Origin of the sequence: Gilliamella sp. Nev5-1, from assembly GCF_001690895.1 — a bacterium.
GTDB lineage: Bacteria > Pseudomonadota > Gammaproteobacteria > Enterobacterales > Orbaceae > Gilliamella > Gilliamella apicola_C.
This window is the reverse complement of the sequence record NZ_LZHO01000013.1, coordinates 13,836-37,482: the sequence shown is the minus strand read 5'-3', so window position 1 is coordinate 37,482 and position 23,647 is coordinate 13,836. Positions and strand designations below refer to the sequence as shown.

Here is a 23,647-nt window from a genome sequence, read left to right as displayed (position 1 = left end):
TAATAAGTAAACAGTATATACTTAATGCATCAATGGTATCGGAGTTAATATTGTGATTTTACTGATAGTAAGTGGTCGCTCTGGTTCTGGCAAATCCGTTGCCTTGCGAGCGCTAGAAGATATGGGATTTTATTGTGTTGATAATATCCCCGTTGTTTTATTACCTCAATTAGCCAATTCACTAAAAGACAATAATACCCCTGTTGCTATTAGCATTGATATCCGAAATTTACCTGAACAATTTGATTTTAATAGTGATATCTTTCAACGCTTACCCGCATCAGTTACACCCGAAATTATTTTTTTTGATTGTAGCCCAAATACCTTAATTCGACGCTATAGCGAAACTCGACGTACGCACCCATTAACTAATCAACAATATTCTCTTGAAGAAGCCATCGATTTAGAAGAAAAATATCTAGAGCCGTTAAAATCGCATGCAAGCCTAGTTATTAATACCGATAATCTTTCGGTTCATGAACTATCTGATATATTAAGATCGCGTATTTTAGGTAAAAAAGAACGAGAATTAACGATCATTTTTGAATCATTTGGCTTCAAACATGGTTTACCTGTTGATGCGGATTTTGTGTTTGATGTCAGGTTTTTACCTAACCCCCATTGGGAAGTTAGTTTGCGTCCACTAACAGGATTAGACAAACCTGTTAAAGACTATTTATTAAGGTCTGAAGAAGTCTCAAATTTCATCTATCAAACTGCTAATTACTTAAATCAATGGCTACCGCTGTTAGAAAAAAATAACCGCAGTTATCTAACCATTGCTATTGGCTGTACAGGAGGGCAACACCGTTCGGTCTTTATTGTTGAACAATTAGCTGAATTTTTTAAGGCACAAAATAAACAAGTACAAATTCGCCATCGAACGTTAGAAAAGAAACCGTGATTATTCATTCTCAGTAGCAAGGTTTGATAATTCTTCAAATCGTTCTTTGCATTTATCAACAATATCCTGGCATTTATCCGCAATATTCTTCAGTATTCTTTTGTATTTGGCGGAATAATGCGTTGCATTAGGCGATGATATAACTAATTTACCAACTTTAACTAATTCAATATCCGCAGGTAACTTAGCAAGTTTTGCTTTTAATACATTAATCGTTTGTGGATGTGGATGTCCAATAACAATAGCAACGCCTTTTTTACGCGCTAATTTGACGGCTAAATCAAATTGCCGGCTAATTGCTCGCTCAGTTTGCTCATCATCTAAAAATACATCACGCGCTAGCACTGGAACATCATAATAACTGGCAGCCTTTTTTATTTGTGTTCGGCCAATTGTTTTGCTATCTAAAAAAAACATTGAATGCGGGCTTAATGCCTTCATCACATTAGTCATTCCGTTAAGATCTGCTGTCATCAAACTGCCCATATGGTTATTAAAACCAATAGCATGTGGCACACGCTCAATTGCATTATTTACAATCCGACTTATTTGCGCTTCGTCCATTGATGGAAATAAAGTGTCTTTTTCTAGTCGCTGTTTGCTAAGTGGTGCCATAGGTAAATGAATTATTACATCATTACCATGTTGGTGAGCAATATTAGCCATACGCGCAGCATTTGGTGAGTTAGGTAACACAGCTACAGTGATATTAGGTGAAAGCCTAATAACTTGTTCTTCATTATGCTGACGATAACCAAAATCATCAATAACAAGCGCAAGCTTAGCCGCCCAAACACAATGTGTATTTAGTGCAAATACAATTATAATGAAAACTGTTATAAAACAACGCACTATTTTAACCATCCACTTGGATCAAGCGCCTTACCATCACGGCGAATTTCAAAATATAACGCTGGAGTGCGTTGACCGCCACTGGATCCTACCAGCGCTATAGCTTGTCCATGGAGGATCCTATCGCCCACCTCAACTAACATGCGTTGATTATAACCATATAAACTCATATCACCTTTACCATGCTCAAGTGCCACAACAAAACCATAACCTTGTAGCCAACTGGCTAAAATAACCCGACCATCAGCAATGGCTTTAACTTGAGTACCATCTTTAGCATTAATCACCATTCCTTTCCAATACAATTCCCCTTGTAGCCGCTCACCAAACCTATGCGCAACACTACCACTAACTGGCCAATTAAATTGGTGTTGAGGTTTTCCTATACCACTAACACGCGCCATTAAAGCTTGCTCGTCAGGATTCGGGATGTAACTTTTATTTTTTTGTTTTTCTTCAATATTTTTTGCTTGTTTTATTTCTTCTTCTGCTATGCGCTTGCTTTCTTGCTTTGCTTGGGCAATTTTAGCTTGTAACTTAGCTTCATTATTACGCAAATCCATTAATTTTTGTTGATTAACTTGCATCGCTGAATCAAGATCGGTTATCGTGCTTTGCCGATTTTCGCGATTTTTTTCAAGTTCTGCTTGTTGCTCTTTCTGCTTGCTTTGTAATGTTTTATGCGAAGATTGTTTTTTTTCTAATTGCGCACGCTTTTCAGTCAATTTAGCTTGCGTATCTTCAAGAGCTTGGATTTGCTGTTGCCTTGCTTCATTAATATAAGCATAGTAAGTCATTATACGATTATTACGCTCACTTTTCTCGCCAGAAAAAATCAGTTCTAACCCTGTCATATTACCTAGTTTAAAAGCACTCTCAAGTTGTTTGGCTAATACGCTCCGTTGCTGTTTTTGTTTTATCGTTAATTGCTCAATTTGCTTAACTAAACTATTAATCTCTTGATTGAGCTTTCTCAGTGATAAATCATTTTTTTCAACAGAAGTTAATAGTTTAGCTATTTCGGTTTCTTGCTCTTTCAGTGCATTAACAAGCTTTGACCGTTCTTTTTTTTGCTGGGCTAAACGCTTTTCTTGCTCCTCGATAGAGTGGCGTAAAGATTGCAGTTGCTTATTATCGTCCGCATACAAATAATGAATCTGTAACATTCCAACAATAACAATAATAACAAATTTTTGATAAATAGACATGAAATTGTCTTTATGAGTTATAACCAAGCAATAAAAATGGTGTCACTATACCGATAAATAGACAAAGATGCAAAACGAAAACAACCTATCAAATTATTATCTTTTTATATGAAGTGTTTATCGGTAATTAACCGTATTGCAACCTTAGTTATTTTAAAAATAAGCATGCCTGCTTAAAAACAGTTCAGAAAACGCATTGATTTTATTAAAGTTTTTATTTTGTTTTTTATGGTGATTAACTGATTTTACGCTATTTTTTAACTATTTTTTTAGCTATTTTTTGCTGTTTTGGAATAGTTTTTTTGCAATAGTTTTGTTTGGGGGGGCTGCCGTTTGCAAATAAAATTAACGGTTGATGATAACGTTCGAGCAGGAGAGGGCGAAATTTAACGGTTGCGTATGGTTGTAGAATATAGCTTATGGCTATCCGGCTCTGTTGCTGAGTTTTAAGACAACGGCACTGAATCGTTTCTGAAAAAACTGCATCTTGTTCAGTCGATAGCACATTCTAACGCCGAATAAGGCGCAGCGTTAGCCTTTGGGGTAAAAATATTGATTTTTATAAAAATAAAAACTTCAATAAAATCAATTCATTTTCTGAAGTGTTTTTAAGATATAAAATACCTTGTTTTGGGGGCGTTTGGTATTTTTAGCATTAAGCCCCCCTCTTTATTGTTTACGTATAAATTGCTTACGTGTAAAGAGGGAATGCTATTGTGTTTATTTGTTTTCTAAAATCCTGCTGACCTTGATCAGATAATTACGTGATTCTTGAGAAACATGAGAGGTGACTAATTTTTGATAAACTTGTTGTGGTGTCATTGAGTTTATAATACGGATAGCTTTGTTGCGATCTTTATCAAAAGTAGACAATACACTACCAGCCCCACCGTTATAGGATGTAATCATGGCATATCGCAATGATGTTGGGTTATTAATTCCTGCTAGATATTTGGTTTTTAGCAAGGATAAATAGGCCGTTCCCATGTCAACGTTATTACGAGGATCAAGTAAGAATTTTCGACTTGGCTCTCCTGATTTGCCACGTAATTTAAAAATATCACGACCAGCGGTATGTTGTTGTACTTGCATGAGTCCTAGTGCATCAGTGCGGCTAACAGCATATGGGTTAAATGCTGATTCAACTTCCATAATTGCTAGAATCAAACGTTCATCAATCAAATGGCGATTAGACGCTTCAGAGACAAGTGGTAAAAATTTTCGTGCTCGTTGATTGATATGGTTAGGAACCAGTTTAATTTCAACATAAGTAATTTGATGTGAGCCTGATTTGCGCTGTTTCAAATTATTCGCTAATACATAATCAGCAAAGCTGTTGGCTCTACCACTCCAACGGATAGGTTGGTGCTCTTGATCTAATACCTGATTGTATAAAAATGGATCTTGGGATAAATCTCGGCTAATTTTATCACGACGAATAATATCGACGGGCTCTGACATCAGTAATGTTGAAACTATCGCTTCTTTCAAATTACTTATTGGTGAATCAGACAGCGTTTCGATTGTGATCACCCCCGAAACAAAGTTAATATGAACACGTGTTTGCAGATTATCTTCATATTGAACATAGTCTTTAGGACCCGCAATAAGGACTTCTTTTGGCCCCCAGATTTGTTCAATGTTATTGGCATACTGGCTAATTAAAATATTGAAAGCATTAGTATCTTTAGCGTAATAATCGTTATTATTCGATTTTTTGCTCGGACAACCAGTTAAAAGGCTTGTGATAATAAATAACGCAATGATTTTTTTGTTTTTTTTCATTTTGCATCTCAATTTTGGGGTTTATATCCATCAATCAGAATCTCTCCGCCTTCAAATAGAAACTTGACCATTTCTGCTTCAATTTTTTTGCGGTGTTCAGAATTCATCATATTGAGTTTATGTTCGTTAATTAGCATAGTTTGTTTTTTAAGCCATTCTTGCCATGCTTGTTTGGATATTTCATTAAAAATACGTTTGCCAAGCTCTCCTGGGTATAGTTGAAAATCTAAACCTTCTGCTTCCTTTTTTAAATAATGGCAATAAATAACACGACTCATTTTTATCTCTTTTAAGTACAATTAGCAAACGATGGCTGATTATACCTGAAAATAATTGTAGATAAGAAGAAAATAATTGTAGAAGTTTTAAATTAAAATCGTCATTAAATGAATATTAATATAAAATAAATGAATAATTATTTACTTTACACCGCGATTAATTCACTTAAAATGACATAAACTACTTTAATAACAATAAATGAGGATTCAATCATGCAGCCAAAAATGACCCGTGAACTATTCGATAAAGTTATTTTACCTGTTTATGCACCAGCAAATTTTATCCCTGTAAAAGGTTTCGGTAGTCGCGTTTGGGATCAGCATGGTGAAGAATATATTGATTTTGCGGGGGGGATAGCTGTAAATGCGCTGGGGCATTGTCATCCAAGACTAGTCAAAGCGCTACAAGCGCAAAGTGAAAAACTATGGCATGTGAGTAATGTTTTTACTAATGAGCCCTCGTTAAAGTTGGCGCAAAAACTGATTGATAATACATTTGCTGATCGTGTTTTTTTTGCAAATTCAGGCGCAGAAGCTAATGAAGCAGCGTTTAAATTAGCGCGTTATTACGCAATACAAAAATACAATCCTTATAAAACTAAGATTATTGCCTTTTATCAATCATTTCATGGACGTACATTTTTTACTGTGTCGGTTGGCGGGCAAGCTAAATATTCTGATGGCTTTGGTCCAAAACCTGCTGATATTATTCATGTGCCTTTTAATGATTTGGATGCTGTTAAGGCTGTAATGGATGACCATACTTGTGCTGTTGTTTTAGAGCCCGTACAAGGTGAAGGAGGTTTAGCCTCAGCAACACCTGAATTTTTACAAGGGGTACGCAAGCTGTGTGATGAATATCAAGTGCTACTTGTATTTGATGAAGTCCAATGTGGTATGGGGAGAACAGGGCGTTTATATACTTACCAGCAATATGATGTAAAACCTGATATTTTAACCTCTGCTAAGGCATTAGGTGGTGGGTTTCCAATTAGTGCTATGTTAACAACGAATGAAATTGCTTCTGTTATGCATCCTGGCGTACATGGTACAACTTATGGCGGTAACCCTTTGGCCTGCGCTGTGGCCTGTGAAGCATTTGATATTATCAATTCTCCTGAAGTGCTTGAAGGCGTGCAAATTCGACGAGCTTTATTTATTAAAGAACTTGAGCAAATCAATGATAAATTCAAATTGTTCCGAGAATATCGAGGCAAAGGCTTATTATTAGGTGCTGAATTACAACCTGAATTTCATAATAAAGCCCGTGATTTGTTAAATGTTGCGGCCGAGTTTAAAGTGATGATTTTAAATGCAGGCTCAAATGTGTTACGTTTTACCCCATCGCTGATTATATCCGAAGATGAGATAAAAGAAGGGATGGCACGTTTGACAAAAGCAGTCGAAAAAGTTGTCAATGCTTGAGTTTTTCTATACAGTAACGGCATTTTAATCAATTAAGTGCCGTTATGCGCTTAAAGGTATTTTTTTATGACAACAATTCGACCATTAAATTACGCAAAAACTCATTTTATTTTAAGCGCGCCTGATATTTCTCATTTACCAAGTGATAGTGGTGTTGAGGTGGCATTTGCTGGCAGATCTAATGCGGGTAAATCCAGTGCACTTAACACATTAACCAATCAAAAAACGCTAGCCAGAACAAGTAAAACACCGGGAAGAACTCAGTTAATTAATCTTTTTGAGGTTGAAGAAAATTGCCGTTTAGTTGATTTGCCAGGTTATGGTTATGCACAAGTTCCCGAAGCCATAAAACGTAAATGGCAAAAATCTTTAGGGGAATATCTACAAAAACGTGAAAGCCTGAAAGGGTTAGTTGTTCTAATGGATATAAGGCATCCGTTAAAAGATTTAGACCAACAGATGATTCAATGGGCGGTTTCAGTTAATATTTCTGTCATGTTATTACTTACTAAGGCCGATAAACTTGCTTCTGGAGCACAAAAAAAACAAGTTAACATGGTTAAAGAAGCCATTTTGCCTTTTCAAGGGGATATTATCGTTGCGCCATTTTCCTCGCCTAAGCGCATGGGATTAGAGCCTTTAAAACAAAAATTAGATGAATGGTTTAGCCAACAGTAAAGGTAACAGTTTAATGGATAATACCCCTTTTTCATATAACTCGTTATCGCCTGATTTGATTGTTGATAGTTTGGGGTCCATCGGGATTCGTCTTGATTCAGGACTTACCGCCTTAAATAGTTATGAAAACCGAGTCTACCAATTTCATGATGAAGATCACACCCGTTATGTTGTTAAATTTTATCGTCCTCATCGCTGGAATCGAGCTCAGATTCTTGAAGAACATCAGTTTACCCAGCAGTTATTCGATGCGGAAATTCCTGTTATTACGCCATTAACATTTAATAATACGACGCTACATGAATACCACGGTTACCTGTTTTCCCTATTTCCAAGCATGGGCGGACGGCAATATGAAATAGATAATATTGAACAGATGGAGTCTGTGGCTATGTTGCTCGGGCGTATTCATCAAATAGGTGCAAAACAATCTTTTTCATACCGCCCAACTATCGGGTTAGAGGAATATCTTTATCATCCACAAGAGGTTTTGTTATCTTGTCGTTTTATTCCCAATAAAGTTCAATCCGATCTTAAAATAATCTTAGCGCAATTAATTAAAGCTGTTGAACAATATTGGCACAATGATTGGCAACCTATTCGTTTACATGCTGATTGCCATGCTGGCAATATTTTATGGCGTGATAATGCGATGTTTGTTGATTTTGATGATTCACGCAATGGACCTGCAATCCAAGATCTATGGATGTTACTACATGGCGATCATAAACAGCAACGTCTGCAATTAGATATGCTAATTGAGATGTATCAAGAGTTTTATCCTTTTGATAACCATCAGTTAAAACTTATTGAGCCTTTGAGAGCAATGAGAATGATTCACCATTTAGCATGGGTTATAGCGCGTTGGCAAGATCCTGCTTTTCCAATCGCCTTTCCATGGTTCACTGATGATGATTTTTGGCACCAGCAATTAACTGAATTTAAACAGCAAATTACTGCTATCAAATCACCACCACTACAATTAGCGCCAATGATATAAGGCTAAAAATTAAATAAAAAGCTTGGTTGATATTATGAAAACTTAATTTATTACACTCTATTACGTTATAGTGAAAGGGATTGTAATAACTGCTCAAAATTAGGTTGCTTTAAAATCAACCACTCTTTTTTATGCTTAGAAAGCTGTTTTATTCGATACTCAATTTTTAGCGCTGTGGATTTATCACCCACGCTAATTTGATAAACAATGCTAAGATCTTGATGCGCTTTTAAATATTTAGAACCTTTGCCATTTTTATGTTGCTCAAAACGCTTTGTAATATCTGTCGTAATGCCAGTATAAAGTGATTGTTTTGCTGTTCTAATAATGTATAAAAACCATTGAGAAGCGTTATTAGCCATAGATGTCAGCAATATAAATAAACAATTTCACCATAATATCATTTTTTATTAAGTAACAAATATGTATTATTCTAAATCGTTGTTATTAATCTATGTTGCTGAATCCCCATTACTGTTCCATTTACTTTAACGCGGATAATGTTTAAGATAAGCTAAATTTTTTGATGTATTTTGGGATAATAAATTTGAATAACTTTGCAAAAATTATTGAGGTTCAACGCGGCAATTTAAAATTCGCTTACGTGCAAAATGACGAAATCAATTATTTAGAGCTTTTTGACCAATTTTTGGCAGAAGAAGGGCATCATGAGTTACTGGATCCAAGCGATAAAATTGAACGATATACTTATCTAATCAATCATAAGCAAGACAAATTTATTTTTAAAATTGACGGTGGCGTTGAGCATCGTTTAGAGCGTCGTTTGATAGCCAAAATTACAGGTGATTTTTATTTCAATTTAATTCGTAAACTCGCCAAAATATCGCTTGATAAATGTGATATTGCTTATGAACTTTATTTGGTTGCTTTTGACCAAAAAACCAACCGCCATTATATGATTTTTAACTTCATTGAAGGTCGCTCTTTAAAATGGGAAGAAATGAAAGAGTATGGCGATCAAGTAAAAGAGTGCATAGAAAAGCTGCACAGTTATAATCTAGTTTCTAATGATGTGCATGGTGGAAATTTTATTTTAACGCCTGAAGGAAAAATCAAAGCCATTGATTTAACTAATTCAGGATTTATTTGGTTAACTAAGGCCAATGATGCGATTGAATTAAAAGAACGGTTTAATATCATAATTAAGGTGCCTTTTTGGGCTATGACGATTAAAAAGTTTACTCATGGTTTTAAACGATTATCCCGTAAAATCCGTGGTAAAGAAGATTAATCATCTAATCATTGTGAGGAATGGATTACTCACAATGATAATTAATGCGGATATCAAACGTTAGTTATTAATACATAATCTTTCGATTAATCTATAGCAATCATTGTAGGAAAACACCCGATTATTATACTTCATGATTCAAATAACCCGCTAAAAACGTATAAGGCATTTTTACCTGCAATCGCTTTATGCGGTTTAACCCTAAAAGTAAATAAATCATTTTCTATCTTTTGAATCGCTAACTATTTGTTGGTGGGTAGATTTTATGGATTTTTGATTGATAAGATGGTTATCAAATGTTTTAATCAATAGATACTGCAAATTCTCAAATAACCACGAAACGGTATAGAATCCTGAATATTTTTTACAAAAATATAACCTAAAAAAGAAATATCACATCTTCATTAAAGTGCCTATCTTTTTCGACTTTCTCATTCCTTTGTTGTTGGGTAGATTTTGTGAATTTTTGATTGGCACGATAGTTATCACATGTTTTAATCAATAGATACTACCAATTCTCAAATAACCACGAAACGGTATAGAATCCTGAATATTTTTTACAAAAATATAACCTAAAACGTGAACATCTAGCCTGCCATCTTAATTTATCTTCAATGGATTTTTCAACTTCAGACGGTTATTTTATCTTTATGATATGAGCACCTATTTCTTATCTGGAATAAGGCGTTAGTTTTGTTTTATGTTTATTCATTACTGTAGTTTTTAAAATTACTGTAGACAAGGCAAATAGTGTCTGCATATTAATTAAATTTGTATTCACTATTTTCCAGCACTAGCAAATCGATCAATAAACAGCTAGAATTAATTAGCTTATTCTAAAAGGATGGGGTATGAAAAAGTTAATTGGTTATGTTGCCGTTTTAGCTATGCTAACTAGTTGCGCATCTCAAAAAATGATGTCCATTTATCAGACTAGTGGTGTTGAAATAGCTCAAAATTCGTCAGGTGTGGATATTTTAAATAAATATAACACGTCACGACCTATTACAGTCTTTCACTCATCATTATCATTATGCATCGCTCAAGAGCTGGATAACAGCCCCGTTGTATTAACCAGTGAAAATTATTTTGGTTCACCTTGGTGGTCTTATTATAATATACCTAATCAACAATCAATCACGGTTAGTGGTGGCGACACAATCAAGTTAGTTGAAGGTAATCATGTTGTCGCCGAAGCTGTAACTGACTATCTACATCGCACTAAATATTTTGTCAGCTATACCTTAACAACTACTCGCAATCAAAATAACATCCATTATCTGTTCAGCAACATTAAGCAAGCGCAACAATATACCGGTTCAGTAGTAAATGATGGATTTGAGAATGTTAAAACGCTTGAAAGCGCTCATCCTAACCTCGTGATTGAAGTGCTCAATAAAGAGGTTGATAAAATTCAAGAATGCTTATTACGTCAATAGCGAGTTAGTTCAATAAATTTTTTAATTCTGTTATTTATTTTGATATGTAACAACTAATCGTGTTGTTTGACAATAATTTGAGAAACTACTGTAATTGTAATTGCCGCCTTAATTTAATTTTATTATGTCATTCAATATTTTCATTGTTCAATAAGGTATATGTGTTTCATTAATTGGAACAAAATCACTTAATCCTATTTTCCATCGTTGCTCAGCATATTCTAATAACTCATCGAAATTGGAAAAAACATATTGTTCAAATGAAGTTATTGATTGATTGAATGCACTATCATTATCCGTTAATGCGGGATCTGCATAATATGTACGGAGCTTATATAAAAAAAATACTTCTTCTTCATCTATTATTGGTCTTATAAGTTGATCTATATAAAGTGAATACAAGGAAAATTCCCATTCTTCATCTTCTTCCTCAGGTTTCTTATAGTCAATAGAATAAATCTCAATAAAACGAGTTTTATTTTCTTCGAATCTTTCAAAGAATTGCCCTCTCATTTCGTAGGGAAATGGATGGTAAGGATTATTGTATTTGCTCTTATTCATAATTAATAAAAGTTTTCCTGTCTAAATATTGTCCCTGATATCTGAAGTTTTACTCTATTGATTCGTGTTCAATTTCCTAAATATGCTTACCTCAAACCTGATAGTTTCATTCCCAGAGTATTTCGCCGTTCGCACCAGTAAGCTCTCCCAAACAGCCGTTCAGGTCGGTGCGGTAGTAGCAATGTGAATGGCAAAATTAAGAGGTAACCCGGTAATATTTCATTTTTTACTTTATAACTTTTCAACTAATAATTGTATTCTTGCTTTCCAGCCATTAATCCATTTACTTTCAATTTCAGAGGAATAATTTTTTATAGTGTAATAATCATCTTTATCATGATGAGAAATAAAACATTGGTCGACACATTGACAAATCCAAATTAAAAGGTTTTTTATATCAATATCATTTTTAACTAGTGATGTATATTCTTCTACATTTTTTATTATAATCTCAATTAGATTGGCATGAAAAAAAACTTCTTCAAATAATGAATAGCAAAAAGTATCTTTTATTAAATCATCTCTATTCTGCAAAATTTTATTTTTTAACTAATTTTTCATGTATAAGTTCATTTCAAAACCTCCGTCTCTCTTTTCGTTATCGCGGATTTCTTTTCATTAAATGTATCATCTGAATTAAATACGCCTTTAGATTTATTTCAAGATGAAAATGCTTGGTAATGATCTCTGTTCAGATTGTGTAGATAGAAATAATCGTTTTTCCTAAAAGTAACTCCATTAATTTTTAGTGTACTTGTAAATCTGAATATTTCTGCAACTTGGTATTTTCTGCCTATTGTTGTAATTGCATGTTTAACTGTATCGACAAAACTGCCATCGTCGGATCGCTCCAAGCCAACCCATTAGGCGCATACGGATACAGAGTCGACCCATCCAGCAGCCCAATCGGTTCAGGGTGGCTAACGCTTTATAATATCAGAAATTATTGAAATATAAACCAGTCTCTTGGTTTAAATTTTGTCCGTGATAACTGAAGTTTTGCTCTATTTAAATGCCTAGTTGAAAAACTCTCTGAAGATAAATTAAGATGACAAGCTAAATGGTATAACAAAACCAGTCTAGGCAAAATGCTATATGTCGACACCAAGCTATCACTTCTAAAATATAGGTAAACACCAAGATATTTACACTTCATAAAATAAAATATGATAAAGACAAAATAGGCAACAATTAGCTAGATAACTCATTGTTACATAGTTATTTCATCTAATGACAAGCTAAAGCTTGGAATAAAAACATCTAAAAAGTAATTCATTTCAGGGCTACTGCGTTCAGATAAAGTCTTTTTTAAACGTTGTTCAGCCAATTTAAATTCATTATTACCCGCAGCGAGTTCTTCAATCGTTTTAAGGTAAGCACATAAAGTATCGGCTTGTTTTACGATGCTTTTTTCTGCTTCATCATAAAAATCATCATCGATTAATGTTCTAAAATCATCTTGTAACTCTTCAGGGAGCATATTAATAAGTTTTTGTTGTGCTATTTTTTCAATCTTTTTATATTCAACTGTGATTTGCGGATTATAATACTTTGTAGGTGTTGGTAAATCACCAGTTATGACTTCTGAAATATCATGATACATGGCTAATAATGCAATTCGCTCAGGATTCACATGACCATTAAATTTTTTGTTTTTAATTATTGCTAAAGCATGTGCCACAAAAGCAACTTGTAAACTATGCTCTGATACGTTTTCAGTTCTTACATTACGCATTAAAGGCCAACGGTTAATTAGTTTTAGGCGTGATAAATGAGCAAAAAAATGGCTATTTTTCATATTAGTATCTCTTTAAATATAAAATAAAAACGCTCCTATTAAAAATAGGAGCGTTCATAAAATATAACTATTTATGTTTTTACGCTAAAACAAGCTGTTGAGTGCCTAGCACAAGTGGCACCGTTTGCTCTTCTGTAAACGTTACATATTCCCAAGCGTCTTGTTTCGCCAATAATGCTTGTAATAATTGATTATTCAATGCATGACCTGATTTATAACAAACTACTTCACCAATCATATTATGACCACTCATATATAAATCGCCAATAGTATCAAGCATTTTGTGACGAACAAATTCATCATCAAAACGTAAACCATCGTCATTGAGTACTTTGTAATCATCTACCACAATTGCACAGTCTAAGCTACCACCTAAACATAAACCTTTAGATTGTAATGCTTCAATATCACGCATAAACCCAAAAGTTCTAGCTCGGCTGATTTGGCGAATAAAAGACTCAGATGAAAAATCCAGCTGATAACGTTGTGAACTGTTATCAATAGCAGGATGATGAAAATCAATGGTAAAATCTAATCTAAACCCATTATAAGGTCTTATTTCGGCCCATTTATCACCATTTTCAACTCGAATAGTTTCCTTTACACACAAAAACTTTTTCAAGGCATTTTGTTCAGCAATACCTGCATCAAGCAATAAATAAACAAAAGGGCTTGCACTACCGTCCATAATTGGAATTTCGGGAGCATTAACTTCAATAATGAGATTATCAATACCCAGCCCAGCTAAAGCAGCATTGATATGCTCAACTGTTGAAATGCGAACATTATCTTCGTTTACTAAACAGGTACAAAGCATGGTATCTCGCACTGATTTTGCATCCACTGGAAAATCAACATATGGATTCAAATCAGTACGACGATAAATGATACCTGTATTTTCAGGCGCAGGACGTAATGTCAAAGTAACTTTCTTACCAGTATGTAAACCAACACCAGTTGCTTGAATAGTCTTTTTTAATGTTCTTTGTTTCACTTTGCACCTACTTTGTTATGTGTTCCTATCGATTTTGACAATAAAAAATCAAATAAGTTCATTTTAATTCGCTTGCTTACGGATAAAAGCAGGAATATCTAAAATCTCACGATTATCAAGTGGAGAAGCTGTTGGTTCATTAGCAACCTTAGCTAATTTCTCTTCTTGTTGTCCTAATGTATTGCTGTGGCCAAACAAATCGTTGTGTGACACGGGTGGTTTAACTATTTTAGCTTCTGGTCGTTTATCCATACCAATACCCGTTGCAACTACTGTTACTCGAATCTCATCAGACATATCTGGATCAAACGTTGTACCAACAACGACTGTTGCATTGTCAGAAGCGAACGCTTTAACTGTGCTACCTACTGTTTCAAACTCTTCTAAACCAATATCTAACCCTGCAGTTACATTTACTAATACACCACGAGCACCCGATAAATCAATATCTTCAAGTAATGGACTAGAAATTGCCATTTCTGCAGCCTCTTCGGCTCGGTTATCGCCACTTGCTCTACCAGAGCCCATCATGGCATATCCCATTTCAGACATCACTGTTCTTACATCAGCAAAGTCAACATTGATAAGACCCGGTTTAGTGATAAGTTCAGCAATACCTTGTACTGCACCTTTTAAAACGCCATTAGCTGCCGCAAAAGCATCAAGCAATTTAACTCCACGACCTAATACTTTTAATAATTTGTCATTTGGAATGGTGATCAGTGAATCGACATGTTTTGCTAATTCAGAAATACCCTGTTCAGCAAAAGCCATACGTTTTTTACCTTCAAAGCTAAAAGGTTTAGTAACAACTGCAACCGTTAAAATACCTAATTCTTTTGCTATCTCTGCAACGACTGGAGCAGCCCCTGTTCCTGTGCCTCCGCCCATTCCTGCTGCGATAAAAACCATGTCAGCACCTTCAATTGCACTGCGGATGACCTCGCGATCTTCCTCAGCAGAATTTCTACCAACTTCTGGGTTAGCGCCAGCACCAAGCCCTTTAGTAACATTAGTCCCAATCTGGATAGTTTGACCTACCTTAATTCTTTTTAATGCTTGCGCATCTGTATTTGCCGCAAAAAACTCAACACCTTCAATATGCTCTGCAATCATGTGCTCGACAGCATTACCACCGCCACCACCGACACCAATAACTTTAATGACTGCTGCTGGCTCAGCATCTGCAACCATAGGCTCAAACATAACTTATCTCCAAATTTACGATCTGCGGACATTGTACAGATAATCGTCTACAATGTCCACGAAGTTCTTGAAATATACTAGCTAAAATTCTTTTTTAAACCATCCGGTCAATCGTTTAGCTATCCCTTTTAATGATGATTTATTGCTATCTTTAGCATCATCATTTAATAAATCTTGTTTTCCATAATGTAATAACCCTATAGTTGTTGAACAATAAGGTTTTTGAACATAATCGGTTAATCCTGATATGTTTAATGGCTGACCAATACGTACTTGGTTTTTAAATACTTTTTCAGCGCATTCTACCATTCCTTTTATTTGAGATGCGCCACCAGTTAAAACAATACCTGCTGCTAATTGATATTTAATATTTTGTTTCTTAAGTTCTTCTTGTAATACAAGTAACTCTTTTTGTACCAATGCAAGAAGTTCTGAATAGCGTGGTTCAATTACATCGGTAAGCGTCTGTCGTTGCAATGAACGAGACGGCCTTCCTCCTACACTTGGCACATCAATAACCTCATCTTTACCCACTAACGAACCTACAGCACACCCATAACGAATCTTAATGTTTTCTGCATCCATAGGTGGTGCACCAAACGCATATGCAATATCGCTGGTAACAACATTGCCGGCATAAGGGATTACAACAGAATGACGTAATGCACCGTCAGTATAGACTGTCACATCCATTGTACCGCCACCGATGTCTATTACGCAAACACCTAATTCTTTTTCATCATCAGTTAAAACTGCATAGCTGGAAGCTAATCCAGAAAAAATAAGCTGATCTACTTTTAATCCGCAACGTTCAACTGCTTTCACAATATTTCTAGCCATATCATTATGACAAGTAATTAAGTGAACTTTGGCTTTCATCCTTACTCCAGATAAACCAACGGGATTTTTAATACCTTCTTGTAAATCAATAGAATATTCTTGTGCAATGACGTGTAAAATACGGTGTTCATCTAAAATTCTGACTGATTTTGCTGTATGAACAACATTATCTACGTCCTCTGCTGTGACTTCTTCGTCGGCTATTGGCACCATTCCTATTTCATTTTGGCACCGGATATGTTTACCAGAAAGGCTTAAATATACTGAGGATATTTGGCAATCTGCCATTAGTTCAGCTTGATCAACCGCTCGCTGGATTGATTTCACTACAGACTCAAGATCGTTTACACCACCTTTATCAACACCTTTTGATGGGCAGTGCCCCACGCCAATGATATTGACAATACCATCAGGAAGAACTTCACCAACAAGAGCAAGCACTTTGGATGTGCCAACCTCTAATCCAACGACCAATTTTTTTTCTGTTGCTTTCATACTTCAGCCTTAATTTATTCCTTACAGCATTATTTTTTCTCTTTGTACTGAAATACCATTTTCGTAACGTAAATCAGCTACCGTTATTCTTTCATTTTCAGGCACTCTTGATTGAATTTCTGGAAATAATTTAATAAATTGTTGATATCGCTGTTCAATCTTTTCGCTACCTAACAATAATTTTATTTCTTGATTTTCAAGGCAAAAACCAGATATACATTGTTTTATCATTAATTGCCATGCATTACGTTCATCAGTTATAGCGACTTTAATATGTAATGCTAACTCATTATTAGCCAATTTTTTAGAAATATCTTCTAATTTCGAATAAATTTCTAACGCCGCTTTTGCTTTACCCTCAGGACCGTATAGCCTAGGTAACTGTAATTCGGCAATACGGTCAAGAGGTACACTAAATACATTGCCATTTTTATCAAGTAAAAATAGATCATTCCAATAAAGCACAGGTTTATATTCTTCTACATAAATAATTAGCCTATCAGGCCATTGTTTTCGCACGCTGGTTTGTTTAACCCATGGAAATCGCATGATTTCTTGTTGAATATCATTAACATCTTGTCCTATATAGGTATTAGGCAACCCTAATCCTAAAATCGCATTTCGAAGATCGTCCTCAGTTGTATAGGTGTGTTCCCCACTTAACGTTAATTGTGATAATACCATTTGCTCGGGATCATCCATCCAATTCTTAAAGCTTTGAATCACCCAAATGCTAATAAAAATAATCATAATAAAGAACAAAAAACCTAAAAATTGTTCTGTATTACGAAAGATAAGCAACCGCCTTTTATTTTTTTCTTCTCTTCTATGCGCTGCTTGCCGAACTTGTTTCATAAAATAAGGCCAATTAGAGAATTGCCAAATTTAAGATTTTGGCTACAAGTTCGTTAAATGACCAACCATGTTGTTTTGCCGCCATAGGTACCAAGCTGTGATCTGTCATTCCTGGTGCAGTGTTTACCTCAAGTAGGAATGGTTTTTGATTAGCGTCAAACATGATATCAACTCTTCCCCAGCCCCTGCACCCAACTGCTTTATAAGCATCTAATGCTAATTTTTGGATTTCTTGCTCTTTGTCATTAGGTAAACCGCTTGGACAAAAATACTGGGTAGTGTCAGATAGATATTTGGCATCATAATCATAAAACTTGGTAGTAGGTTTTATGTGAATTGACGGTAAAACCTCTTCACCTACAATGGATACTGTAAATTCTGGACCAGCTAAAAATGACTCAACCATTACTGCACTATCATATTTAAAAGCGGCATCAATGGCTGATTTCAATTCAGATTCTTCATTAACACGAGCCATACCGACACTAGAACCCTCATGAATTGGTTTAACAAATAGCGGTAAACCAAGTTGTTTAACAATAGAGTCCGTATCAATTGATTGTGATTTTTCTACCATGATGTAATCAGCAACAGGTAAATTGAGCGATTTCCAAATCAATTTAGTTTTTAGCTTATCCATGGTTAATGCTGATGACAAAACATCACTGCCTGTATAAGGAATATTTTGATAAGTCAAAATTGCTTGAGCAATACCATCTTCACCTCCACGTCCATGAAGGATAACAAAAGCCTTTGTGTAACCCTCCGCTTTTAAATTAGTGATAGGGTGATATTTAGTATCAATAAGATGCGCATCAACACCATTTGCCAATAATCCTGCACATACAGCTTTACCTGACTTAAGCGATACTTCACGCTCAGAAGAGGTACCACCATATAATACAGCAACTTTATCAACCATTTTTATAAAGCCTCTTTTGAAGATAATTGAGTTTTAGCTAATTGGCGAGCAATACGACCAACACTACCTGCGCCTTGTGTAATTAATAAATCTCCACCTTGTAATACTTCTTGCATAATTTCAGGTAATAAAACTAAATCAGAGATATAAATTGGATCAACTTTACCTCGATTACGAATTGTTCGGCATAAAGAGCGGCTATCAGCCCCGGCAATGGGTTGCTCTCCAGCAGGATAGACATCTAACATCACAAGAGCATCAACTTGAGAAAGTACTTGCGCAAAATCATCAAATAAATCGCGAGTGCGCGTATATCGGTGTGGTTGAAATAACAACACAAGCCTTCGTTCAGGCCAACCATTTCTTGCCGCTTGGATTGTTGCATTAACCTCACTTGGATGATGCCCATAATCATCAACCATCATAATATCCCCACCATTGGCATGAGGAAAAACACCTAATAAATCAAAACGCCTACTGGTACCTGCAAATTTAGCTAATGCATTTATAATCGATTCATCATCAATGCCATCTTCAGTGGCAGCAATAATTGCAGCTACTGAGTTTAAGGCATTATGTTTACCTGGTGCATTTAACTCGATTTGTAAATCTGGCCGCTCTGGACGGCAAACAGTATAATAGCTTATGCCTTTTTCTTGGCGATAATCTTTAATAACGACATCAGCTTCTTCACCAAATCCATAAGTAATGACTTTTCGTCCTACAATCGGTAATAACTCACGATTAATCGGATCGTCATAACACATAATAGCTAAACCATAAAACGGCAGGTTTCGTAAAAACGAAATAAATGTTTGTTTAAGATTTTCAATACTGCCTTGGTAAGTATCCATATGGTCAGGTTCGATATTAGTTACAATAGATACCATTGGTTGCAAATGAAGAAATGAAGCATCACTTTCATCTGCCTCTGCAATAAAATAACGGCTACTACCTAGCTTGGCATGTACTCCTGCTGCCTTAACTAAACCACCATTAACAAAGGTTGGATCCAGTTTAGCTTCCGCATAAATTGCAGTTACCATCGCGGTTGTAGTGGTTTTACCATGTGTGCCAGCAATAGCGATGCCATATCGAAAACGCATCAATTCAGCTAACATTTCAGCGCGTTGAATGACTGGTATACGAGCTTCACGGGCAGCAACTACTTCAATGTTATCCTGCGAAATAGCCGAAGATATAACGACAACACTGGCGTTAATAACATTTTCAGCGGCATGACCAATAACGATCTTTGCTCCTAATATTTCTAGGTGTTGAGTCACAGCATTTTCAGCAATATCTGAACCGCTAATGTTGTATCCTTCATTAGCTAGAACCTCAGCAATTCCCCCCATGCCCGCGCCACCGATACCCACAAAGTGAATATGTTTTACTCGTTTCATTTCAGGAATAATTGCTCTTAACTCTGCTAATTCCCTTGTATTCACTATTGAACTCCTAATTATTTTTCATTGCATAGTGCACGGCGTCATATCATCATTGAACATTTTTATATCTGTTATTTTTAGTTCAAACAATTTATTGACTCAAACATACGCCTAACTTGAAACTTTTTAAAAGAATTATTACATAAATTCATATTATAAGTTTATTATTTTATCACTGAATTAAGGGTTTGCGCCACTTTTTCAGTGGAATTTACAATAGATAAACTTTTAGCTTTAATCGCCATTTCAATTAGTTTGTCGCGATTCAGATTTAGTAATAGTTTTGATAAGGATTCAACGCTAAAATCTGGTTGTTCTATGATGTTAGCTGCGCCTATATCTGCTAATGATTTTGCATTCCAAAATTGTTGGCGATCTTTATGCATAAACGGAACAAAAATAGCACCGATACCAACAATTTCAATTTCACTAACGGTTAATGCGCCACTCCGACAAATTACAAGATCTGCCCAATTATATGCCTCAGCAACATCAGAGATAAATTCAGTCACTTTGTTATTTTTCATATTACAATCTTGATAAGATTCAGTGACTGAATTTAACATTCCTTTACCAGTTTGGTGCCATATTACATATTTATCTGATAATTTTGTTATCGCTTGAGGCACTATATCATTAATAACTTTTGCGCCTTGGCTTCCCCCCATGACCAATATTCTAATTGGTCCATGGCGATCTTTGAATCTTTCTTCAGGCCTTGCAATAGTTAAAAGTTCACTACGCACAGGATTGCCAACAACTTCAGCATTAGGGAAAGCTGTTGGGAATGCTTGCAAAACTTTAGTTGCAATTTTAGCCAGCCACTTGTTGGTTAAACCCGCTATACCATTTTGTTCATGTAAAACAATAGGGATGCCAAGTGTTTTTGCTGCTATTCCTCCAGGACCTGAAACATATCCTCCCATTCCAAGAACTACATCGGGGCGATAGTTTTTTAAAATTTTCCGCGCCTGTAAAACAGCTTTTAAAATTTTATAAGGTGCTTTTAACAATGTGATAATACCTTTTCCGCGTAGCCCTGATATTTCGATAAAATCAATATCAATACCATTTTCAGGAACTAGGTGTGCTTCCATTCTATCGGCGGTGCCTAACCATCTTACTTGCCAGCCTTGCTTCATTAAATAATGCGCAACAGCAATACCGGGAAAAACATGCCCACCAGTTCCCCCTGCCATAACTAATAATTTTTTCATTATTTTATTAACCTTATTCTTGCTTGCGCTTGTTGTTGTCTAAATTCAAAATCTATCCTAAGTAATATTGCAACTGCAATACTCATCACAATAAGGCTTGAACCACCATAACTAATAAATGGTAATGTTAATCCTTTAGTTGGTAACATACCCGATGTAACACCAACATTAACAAATGTTTGGAATCCAAACCAGATACCTATTTCACAGGCTAAATAGCCTGAAAATAATGATCCATCATTAAGCGCACGATAACCAATTGCAAGTGCTTTAAATGTCAAAAAGAAAAGCAATGACAACAAAGCAACTACGCCTATATATCCATACTCTTCTGAAATGATTGAAAAAATAAAATCAGTATGGCATTCAGGTAAATAGCCTAATTTTAAGATAGAATTTCCCATACCTTGTCCAGTAATGCCGCCATTACCTATTGCCATTAATGAAGCAACTAATTGATAGCCTGAACCCGTTGCATCTTGCCAAGGGTCAAGAAAAGTTAATAACCGTGTTAAACGGTAAGACTCATATAAGATCAAACAAATCACTGTACCAACACCCGTTAGTAAAATAGCGATAAATTGCCACAGTTGGGCTCCAGCAATAAATAAGATACCAATAGTCACCATAAATAAAACAATAACAGTACCTAGATCGGGTTGTTTAAGTAATAATACCGAGAGTATTGCCATAACAACCATGGGTTTAAAAAAGCCCCAAAAGCCACTTTGTACCTCGTCGGATTTACGTGATAAATAACCCGCTAAAAATAAAAATAGTGCTAATTTTGAAAGCTCGGCTGGTTGAAAATTGAATACACCTAAAGGTATCCAGCGAGACGCACCATTAATCGAAGAACCAATGCCTAGCACAACAATCAACATAATAATAGCAATAATTAGTAATATTGACCCAAACTGTTGCCAACGTTGCATTGGAATATATAATGTAATAAACATTAAAAATAACGATAATCCTAACTGAATAAGCTCTCGTTGTGTATAAAAGAACGGATTACTTTCATTAAATGACATTGAAGACGATGTCACCATGATCAAACCAAATATCATTAAACCAAGCACAGTCCAAAGTAATTGATTATCAAATGGTACATGTGGATTCACTTGTTTTTTTAGCCCAAAAAATGTCATTTTTCATTTCCTTGAGCATATTGTGCAGCAAGTTGTGCAAATCGCTTTCCGCGTTCAATATAATTTTTAAACTGATCTAAACTTGCACAAGCAGGGGAAAGTAAAACCACATCGTTGGGCTCCACTTTTTGAGCAATAATTTTTACAGATTCCGCCATGGTTTCGGTGATTGTTGTTATATTGGCAGCTAGTTTACCTAGTAAATAGCGATCTCGCCCAAAGCAGAAAACCTCCAGGTTTCTATTTTGTAAATAAGGAATAAGTGGCGAAAAATCAGCTGATTTTCCATCGCCACCTAGTAATAAAAATAATTTTCCTTTGCAAACAATACTGTTTAAAGCAGCTGCAGTGCTACCTACATTAGTTGCTTTAGAGTCATTAATCCATTTCACTCCATTTTTTTCCAGCACTAACTCAAAACGGTGAGGTAATCCATGGAATGATGCGATTGTTGCTATGCTTGATTTTCGTGGAATCTTTAATTTATCGGCTATTGCTAAAGCTGCCAGCGCATTAAGATAATTATGGCACCCAGTTAATTTCATGGTTTTTGTTGCTAATACGTCCTGCTCTTGTGCTATAAGATGCTCACAGTGTTGATCTAAATGATAATCGCCTTTAGTCACACCAAATGAAACACAATTACTTTGTTTATTTGTTGGAGTAGTTAGCTCATCATCATAATTAATCACACAATATTTAGCGTTATGGTAAATACGTTGCTTCGCCTCGACATATTGCATTAGACCAAAAGGATAGCGATCCATATGGTCTTGTGAAATATTTAAAATTGTTGCAACGGTAGCTTGTAAACTATAAGTTGTTTCTAGTTGAAAACTTGATAGTTCAAGAACATATACAGCGTAATCTTGGTTCAATAACGATAATGCAGGTTGTCCAATATTTCCCCCAACAGCAACTTTAGTGCCTGTTGATGCAATGATTTCACCAACTAATGTTGTTACAGTTGTTTTACCATTTGCACCAGTGATTGCCACGATCTGTTTATTATTTTGTTGATTTATTTCGCGACAAAATAGCTCTATATCCCCAATAATTTCAATTCCTTTTTTAGCTGCTAGTTGTAGTTCAGGTGTAGCTAAAGCAACGCCTGGGCTTGCAATTATTAAATCAGCATCTAGCAACCAATCAATATTTAATTCACCTAAATGATAAACAACGCGTTTGTCTAGTTGCTCTAAGCCTGATGGGGATAAACGAGTATCGATAACTTTAGGTATAACATTTTGAGCAAGAAAATAGTTAATACATGAAAGACCTGTGATACCTAAACCAACAATAACGACTTTTTTGCCTTGATAGCTAACCATAATTC

Annotated in this window: 23 protein-coding genes; 6 read left to right on the top strand and 17 right to left on the bottom strand. The window is 35.3% G+C overall.

The window, feature by feature from the left end:
* The first annotated feature begins 52 nt into the window (after positions 1-52).
* Positions 53-904, top strand: a complete 852-nt coding sequence (rapZ, locus tag A9G41_RS02550) for an RNase adapter RapZ (RefSeq protein ID WP_065581880.1) — start codon at positions 53-55, stop codon at positions 902-904.
* Here rapZ and A9G41_RS02545 read toward each other — a convergent pair whose 3' ends face one another.
* From A9G41_RS02545 to A9G41_RS02525, 4 genes are all read right to left on the bottom strand, one after another.
* Complete coding sequence (locus A9G41_RS02545; RefSeq protein ID WP_075539297.1) at positions 905-1,768, bottom strand: divergent polysaccharide deacetylase family protein; 864 nt, start codon at positions 1,766-1,768, stop codon at positions 905-907.
* Positions 1,756-2,964, bottom strand: a complete 1,209-nt coding sequence (gene envC, locus A9G41_RS02540) for a murein hydrolase activator EnvC (RefSeq protein WP_065588354.1) — start codon at positions 2,962-2,964, stop codon at positions 1,756-1,758. Before envC ends, A9G41_RS02545 begins: the two co-directional genes overlap by 13 nt.
* 720 nt (positions 2,965-3,684) lie before the next feature.
* Entirely contained in the window at positions 3,685-4,749 is a 1,065-nt protein-coding gene (gene mltC / locus A9G41_RS02530) for a membrane-bound lytic murein transglycosylase MltC (RefSeq protein ID WP_065581883.1), read from the bottom strand.
* 8 nt (positions 4,750-4,757) lie between these two features.
* On the bottom strand, positions 4,758-5,027 hold the full coding sequence (locus A9G41_RS02525; RefSeq protein WP_065566538.1) for an oxidative damage protection protein: 270 nt from the start codon (positions 5,025-5,027) through the stop codon (positions 4,758-4,760).
* 213 nt (positions 5,028-5,240) lie between these two features.
* Between A9G41_RS02525 and A9G41_RS02520 the strand changes: the two genes are divergently transcribed.
* The 3 genes from A9G41_RS02520 (at position 5,241) to A9G41_RS02510 (ending at position 8,130) form a co-directional block, all read left to right on the top strand.
* A complete protein-coding gene (locus A9G41_RS02520) occupies positions 5,241-6,452 on the top strand; it encodes an aspartate aminotransferase family protein (RefSeq protein WP_075539295.1) in 1,212 nt (403 codons plus the stop codon).
* A 75-nt stretch (positions 6,453-6,527) separates the two neighbouring features.
* A complete protein-coding gene (gene yihA / locus A9G41_RS02515; protein WP_141671989.1) occupies positions 6,528-7,130 on the top strand; it encodes a ribosome biogenesis GTP-binding protein YihA/YsxC in 603 nt (200 codons plus the stop codon).
* 13 nt (positions 7,131-7,143) lie between these two features.
* Complete coding sequence (locus A9G41_RS02510; protein ID WP_075539303.1) at positions 7,144-8,130, top strand: serine/threonine protein kinase; 987 nt, start codon at positions 7,144-7,146, stop codon at positions 8,128-8,130.
* 65 nt (positions 8,131-8,195) lie between these two features.
* Here the strand turns inward: A9G41_RS02510 and A9G41_RS02505 are convergent, their stop codons facing one another.
* Positions 8,196-8,492: a GIY-YIG nuclease family protein gene (locus A9G41_RS02505; RefSeq protein ID WP_075538234.1), complete on the bottom strand. Its 297-nt coding sequence runs from the start codon at positions 8,490-8,492 to the stop codon at positions 8,196-8,198.
* A 185-nt stretch (positions 8,493-8,677) separates the two neighbouring features.
* On the opposite strand from A9G41_RS02505, the gene A9G41_RS02500 reads away from it, so the two are divergent.
* Positions 8,678-9,382, top strand: a complete 705-nt coding sequence (locus A9G41_RS02500) for a lipopolysaccharide core heptose(II) kinase RfaY (RefSeq protein WP_176700435.1) — start codon at positions 8,678-8,680, stop codon at positions 9,380-9,382.
* An 851-nt stretch (positions 9,383-10,233) separates the two neighbouring features.
* Positions 10,234-10,821: a hypothetical protein gene (locus A9G41_RS02495; protein ID WP_075539294.1), complete on the top strand. Its 588-nt coding sequence runs from the start codon at positions 10,234-10,236 to the stop codon at positions 10,819-10,821.
* A gap of 147 nt (positions 10,822-10,968) precedes the next feature.
* Here the strand turns inward: A9G41_RS02495 and A9G41_RS02490 are convergent, their stop codons facing one another.
* The 12 genes from A9G41_RS02490 to murD form a co-directional block, all read right to left on the bottom strand.
* Positions 10,969-11,382 carry a hypothetical protein gene (locus tag A9G41_RS02490; RefSeq protein WP_065581889.1) on the bottom strand — a complete coding sequence of 138 codons (414 nt, stop codon included), beginning with the start codon at positions 11,380-11,382 and terminating at the stop codon, positions 10,969-10,971.
* Positions 11,383-11,613: 231 nt separating this feature from the next.
* Positions 11,614-11,916, bottom strand: coding sequence for a hypothetical protein (locus tag A9G41_RS02485; RefSeq protein WP_218837659.1), 303 nt, complete (start codon positions 11,914-11,916; stop codon positions 11,614-11,616).
* A 676-nt stretch (positions 11,917-12,592) separates the two neighbouring features.
* Positions 12,593-13,180 (bottom strand): 5'-deoxynucleotidase, encoded by a 588-nt coding sequence (gene yfbR / locus A9G41_RS02480; protein ID WP_075539292.1) that lies wholly within the window; start codon positions 13,178-13,180, stop codon positions 12,593-12,595.
* Positions 13,181-13,259: 79 nt separating this feature from the next.
* Positions 13,260-14,174 carry a UDP-3-O-acyl-N-acetylglucosamine deacetylase gene (gene lpxC / locus A9G41_RS02475; RefSeq protein WP_065581892.1) on the bottom strand — a complete coding sequence of 305 codons (915 nt, stop codon included), beginning with the start codon at positions 14,172-14,174 and terminating at the stop codon, positions 13,260-13,262.
* A 63-nt stretch (positions 14,175-14,237) separates the two neighbouring features.
* The gene (ftsZ, locus tag A9G41_RS02470; RefSeq protein WP_065581893.1) at positions 14,238-15,380 is read right to left on the bottom strand and encodes a cell division protein FtsZ; all 1,143 of its coding nucleotides are present in this window, start codon (positions 15,378-15,380) and stop codon (positions 14,238-14,240) included.
* Positions 15,381-15,461: 81 nt separating this feature from the next.
* A complete protein-coding gene (gene ftsA, locus A9G41_RS02465) occupies positions 15,462-16,715 on the bottom strand; it encodes a cell division protein FtsA (protein ID WP_065566547.1) in 1,254 nt (417 codons plus the stop codon).
* 21 nt (positions 16,716-16,736) lie between these two features.
* The gene (locus A9G41_RS02460; protein ID WP_065581894.1) at positions 16,737-17,570 is read right to left on the bottom strand and encodes an FtsQ-type POTRA domain-containing protein; all 834 of its coding nucleotides are present in this window, start codon (positions 17,568-17,570) and stop codon (positions 16,737-16,739) included.
* A gap of 13 nt (positions 17,571-17,583) precedes the next feature.
* Positions 17,584-18,492 carry a D-alanine--D-alanine ligase gene (locus A9G41_RS02455; protein WP_065566549.1) on the bottom strand — a complete coding sequence of 303 codons (909 nt, stop codon included), beginning with the start codon at positions 18,490-18,492 and terminating at the stop codon, positions 17,584-17,586.
* A 2-nt stretch (positions 18,493-18,494) separates the two neighbouring features.
* Positions 18,495-19,943: a UDP-N-acetylmuramate--L-alanine ligase gene (murC, locus tag A9G41_RS02450; RefSeq protein WP_075539291.1), complete on the bottom strand. Its 1,449-nt coding sequence runs from the start codon at positions 19,941-19,943 to the stop codon at positions 18,495-18,497.
* Between the two features lie 164 nt (positions 19,944-20,107).
* Entirely contained in the window at positions 20,108-21,160 is a 1,053-nt protein-coding gene (murG, locus tag A9G41_RS02445; protein WP_065588188.1) for an undecaprenyldiphospho-muramoylpentapeptide beta-N-acetylglucosaminyltransferase, read from the bottom strand.
* Positions 21,160-22,311, bottom strand: a complete 1,152-nt coding sequence (gene ftsW, locus A9G41_RS02440; RefSeq protein WP_065566552.1) for a cell division protein FtsW — start codon at positions 22,309-22,311, stop codon at positions 21,160-21,162. Before ftsW ends, murG begins: the two co-directional genes overlap by 1 nt.
* Positions 22,308-23,642 (bottom strand): UDP-N-acetylmuramoyl-L-alanine--D-glutamate ligase, encoded by a 1,335-nt coding sequence (gene murD, locus A9G41_RS02435; protein WP_065581899.1) that lies wholly within the window; start codon positions 23,640-23,642, stop codon positions 22,308-22,310. Before murD ends, ftsW begins: the two co-directional genes overlap by 4 nt.
* Between the last annotated feature and the right edge of the window lie 5 nt (positions 23,643-23,647).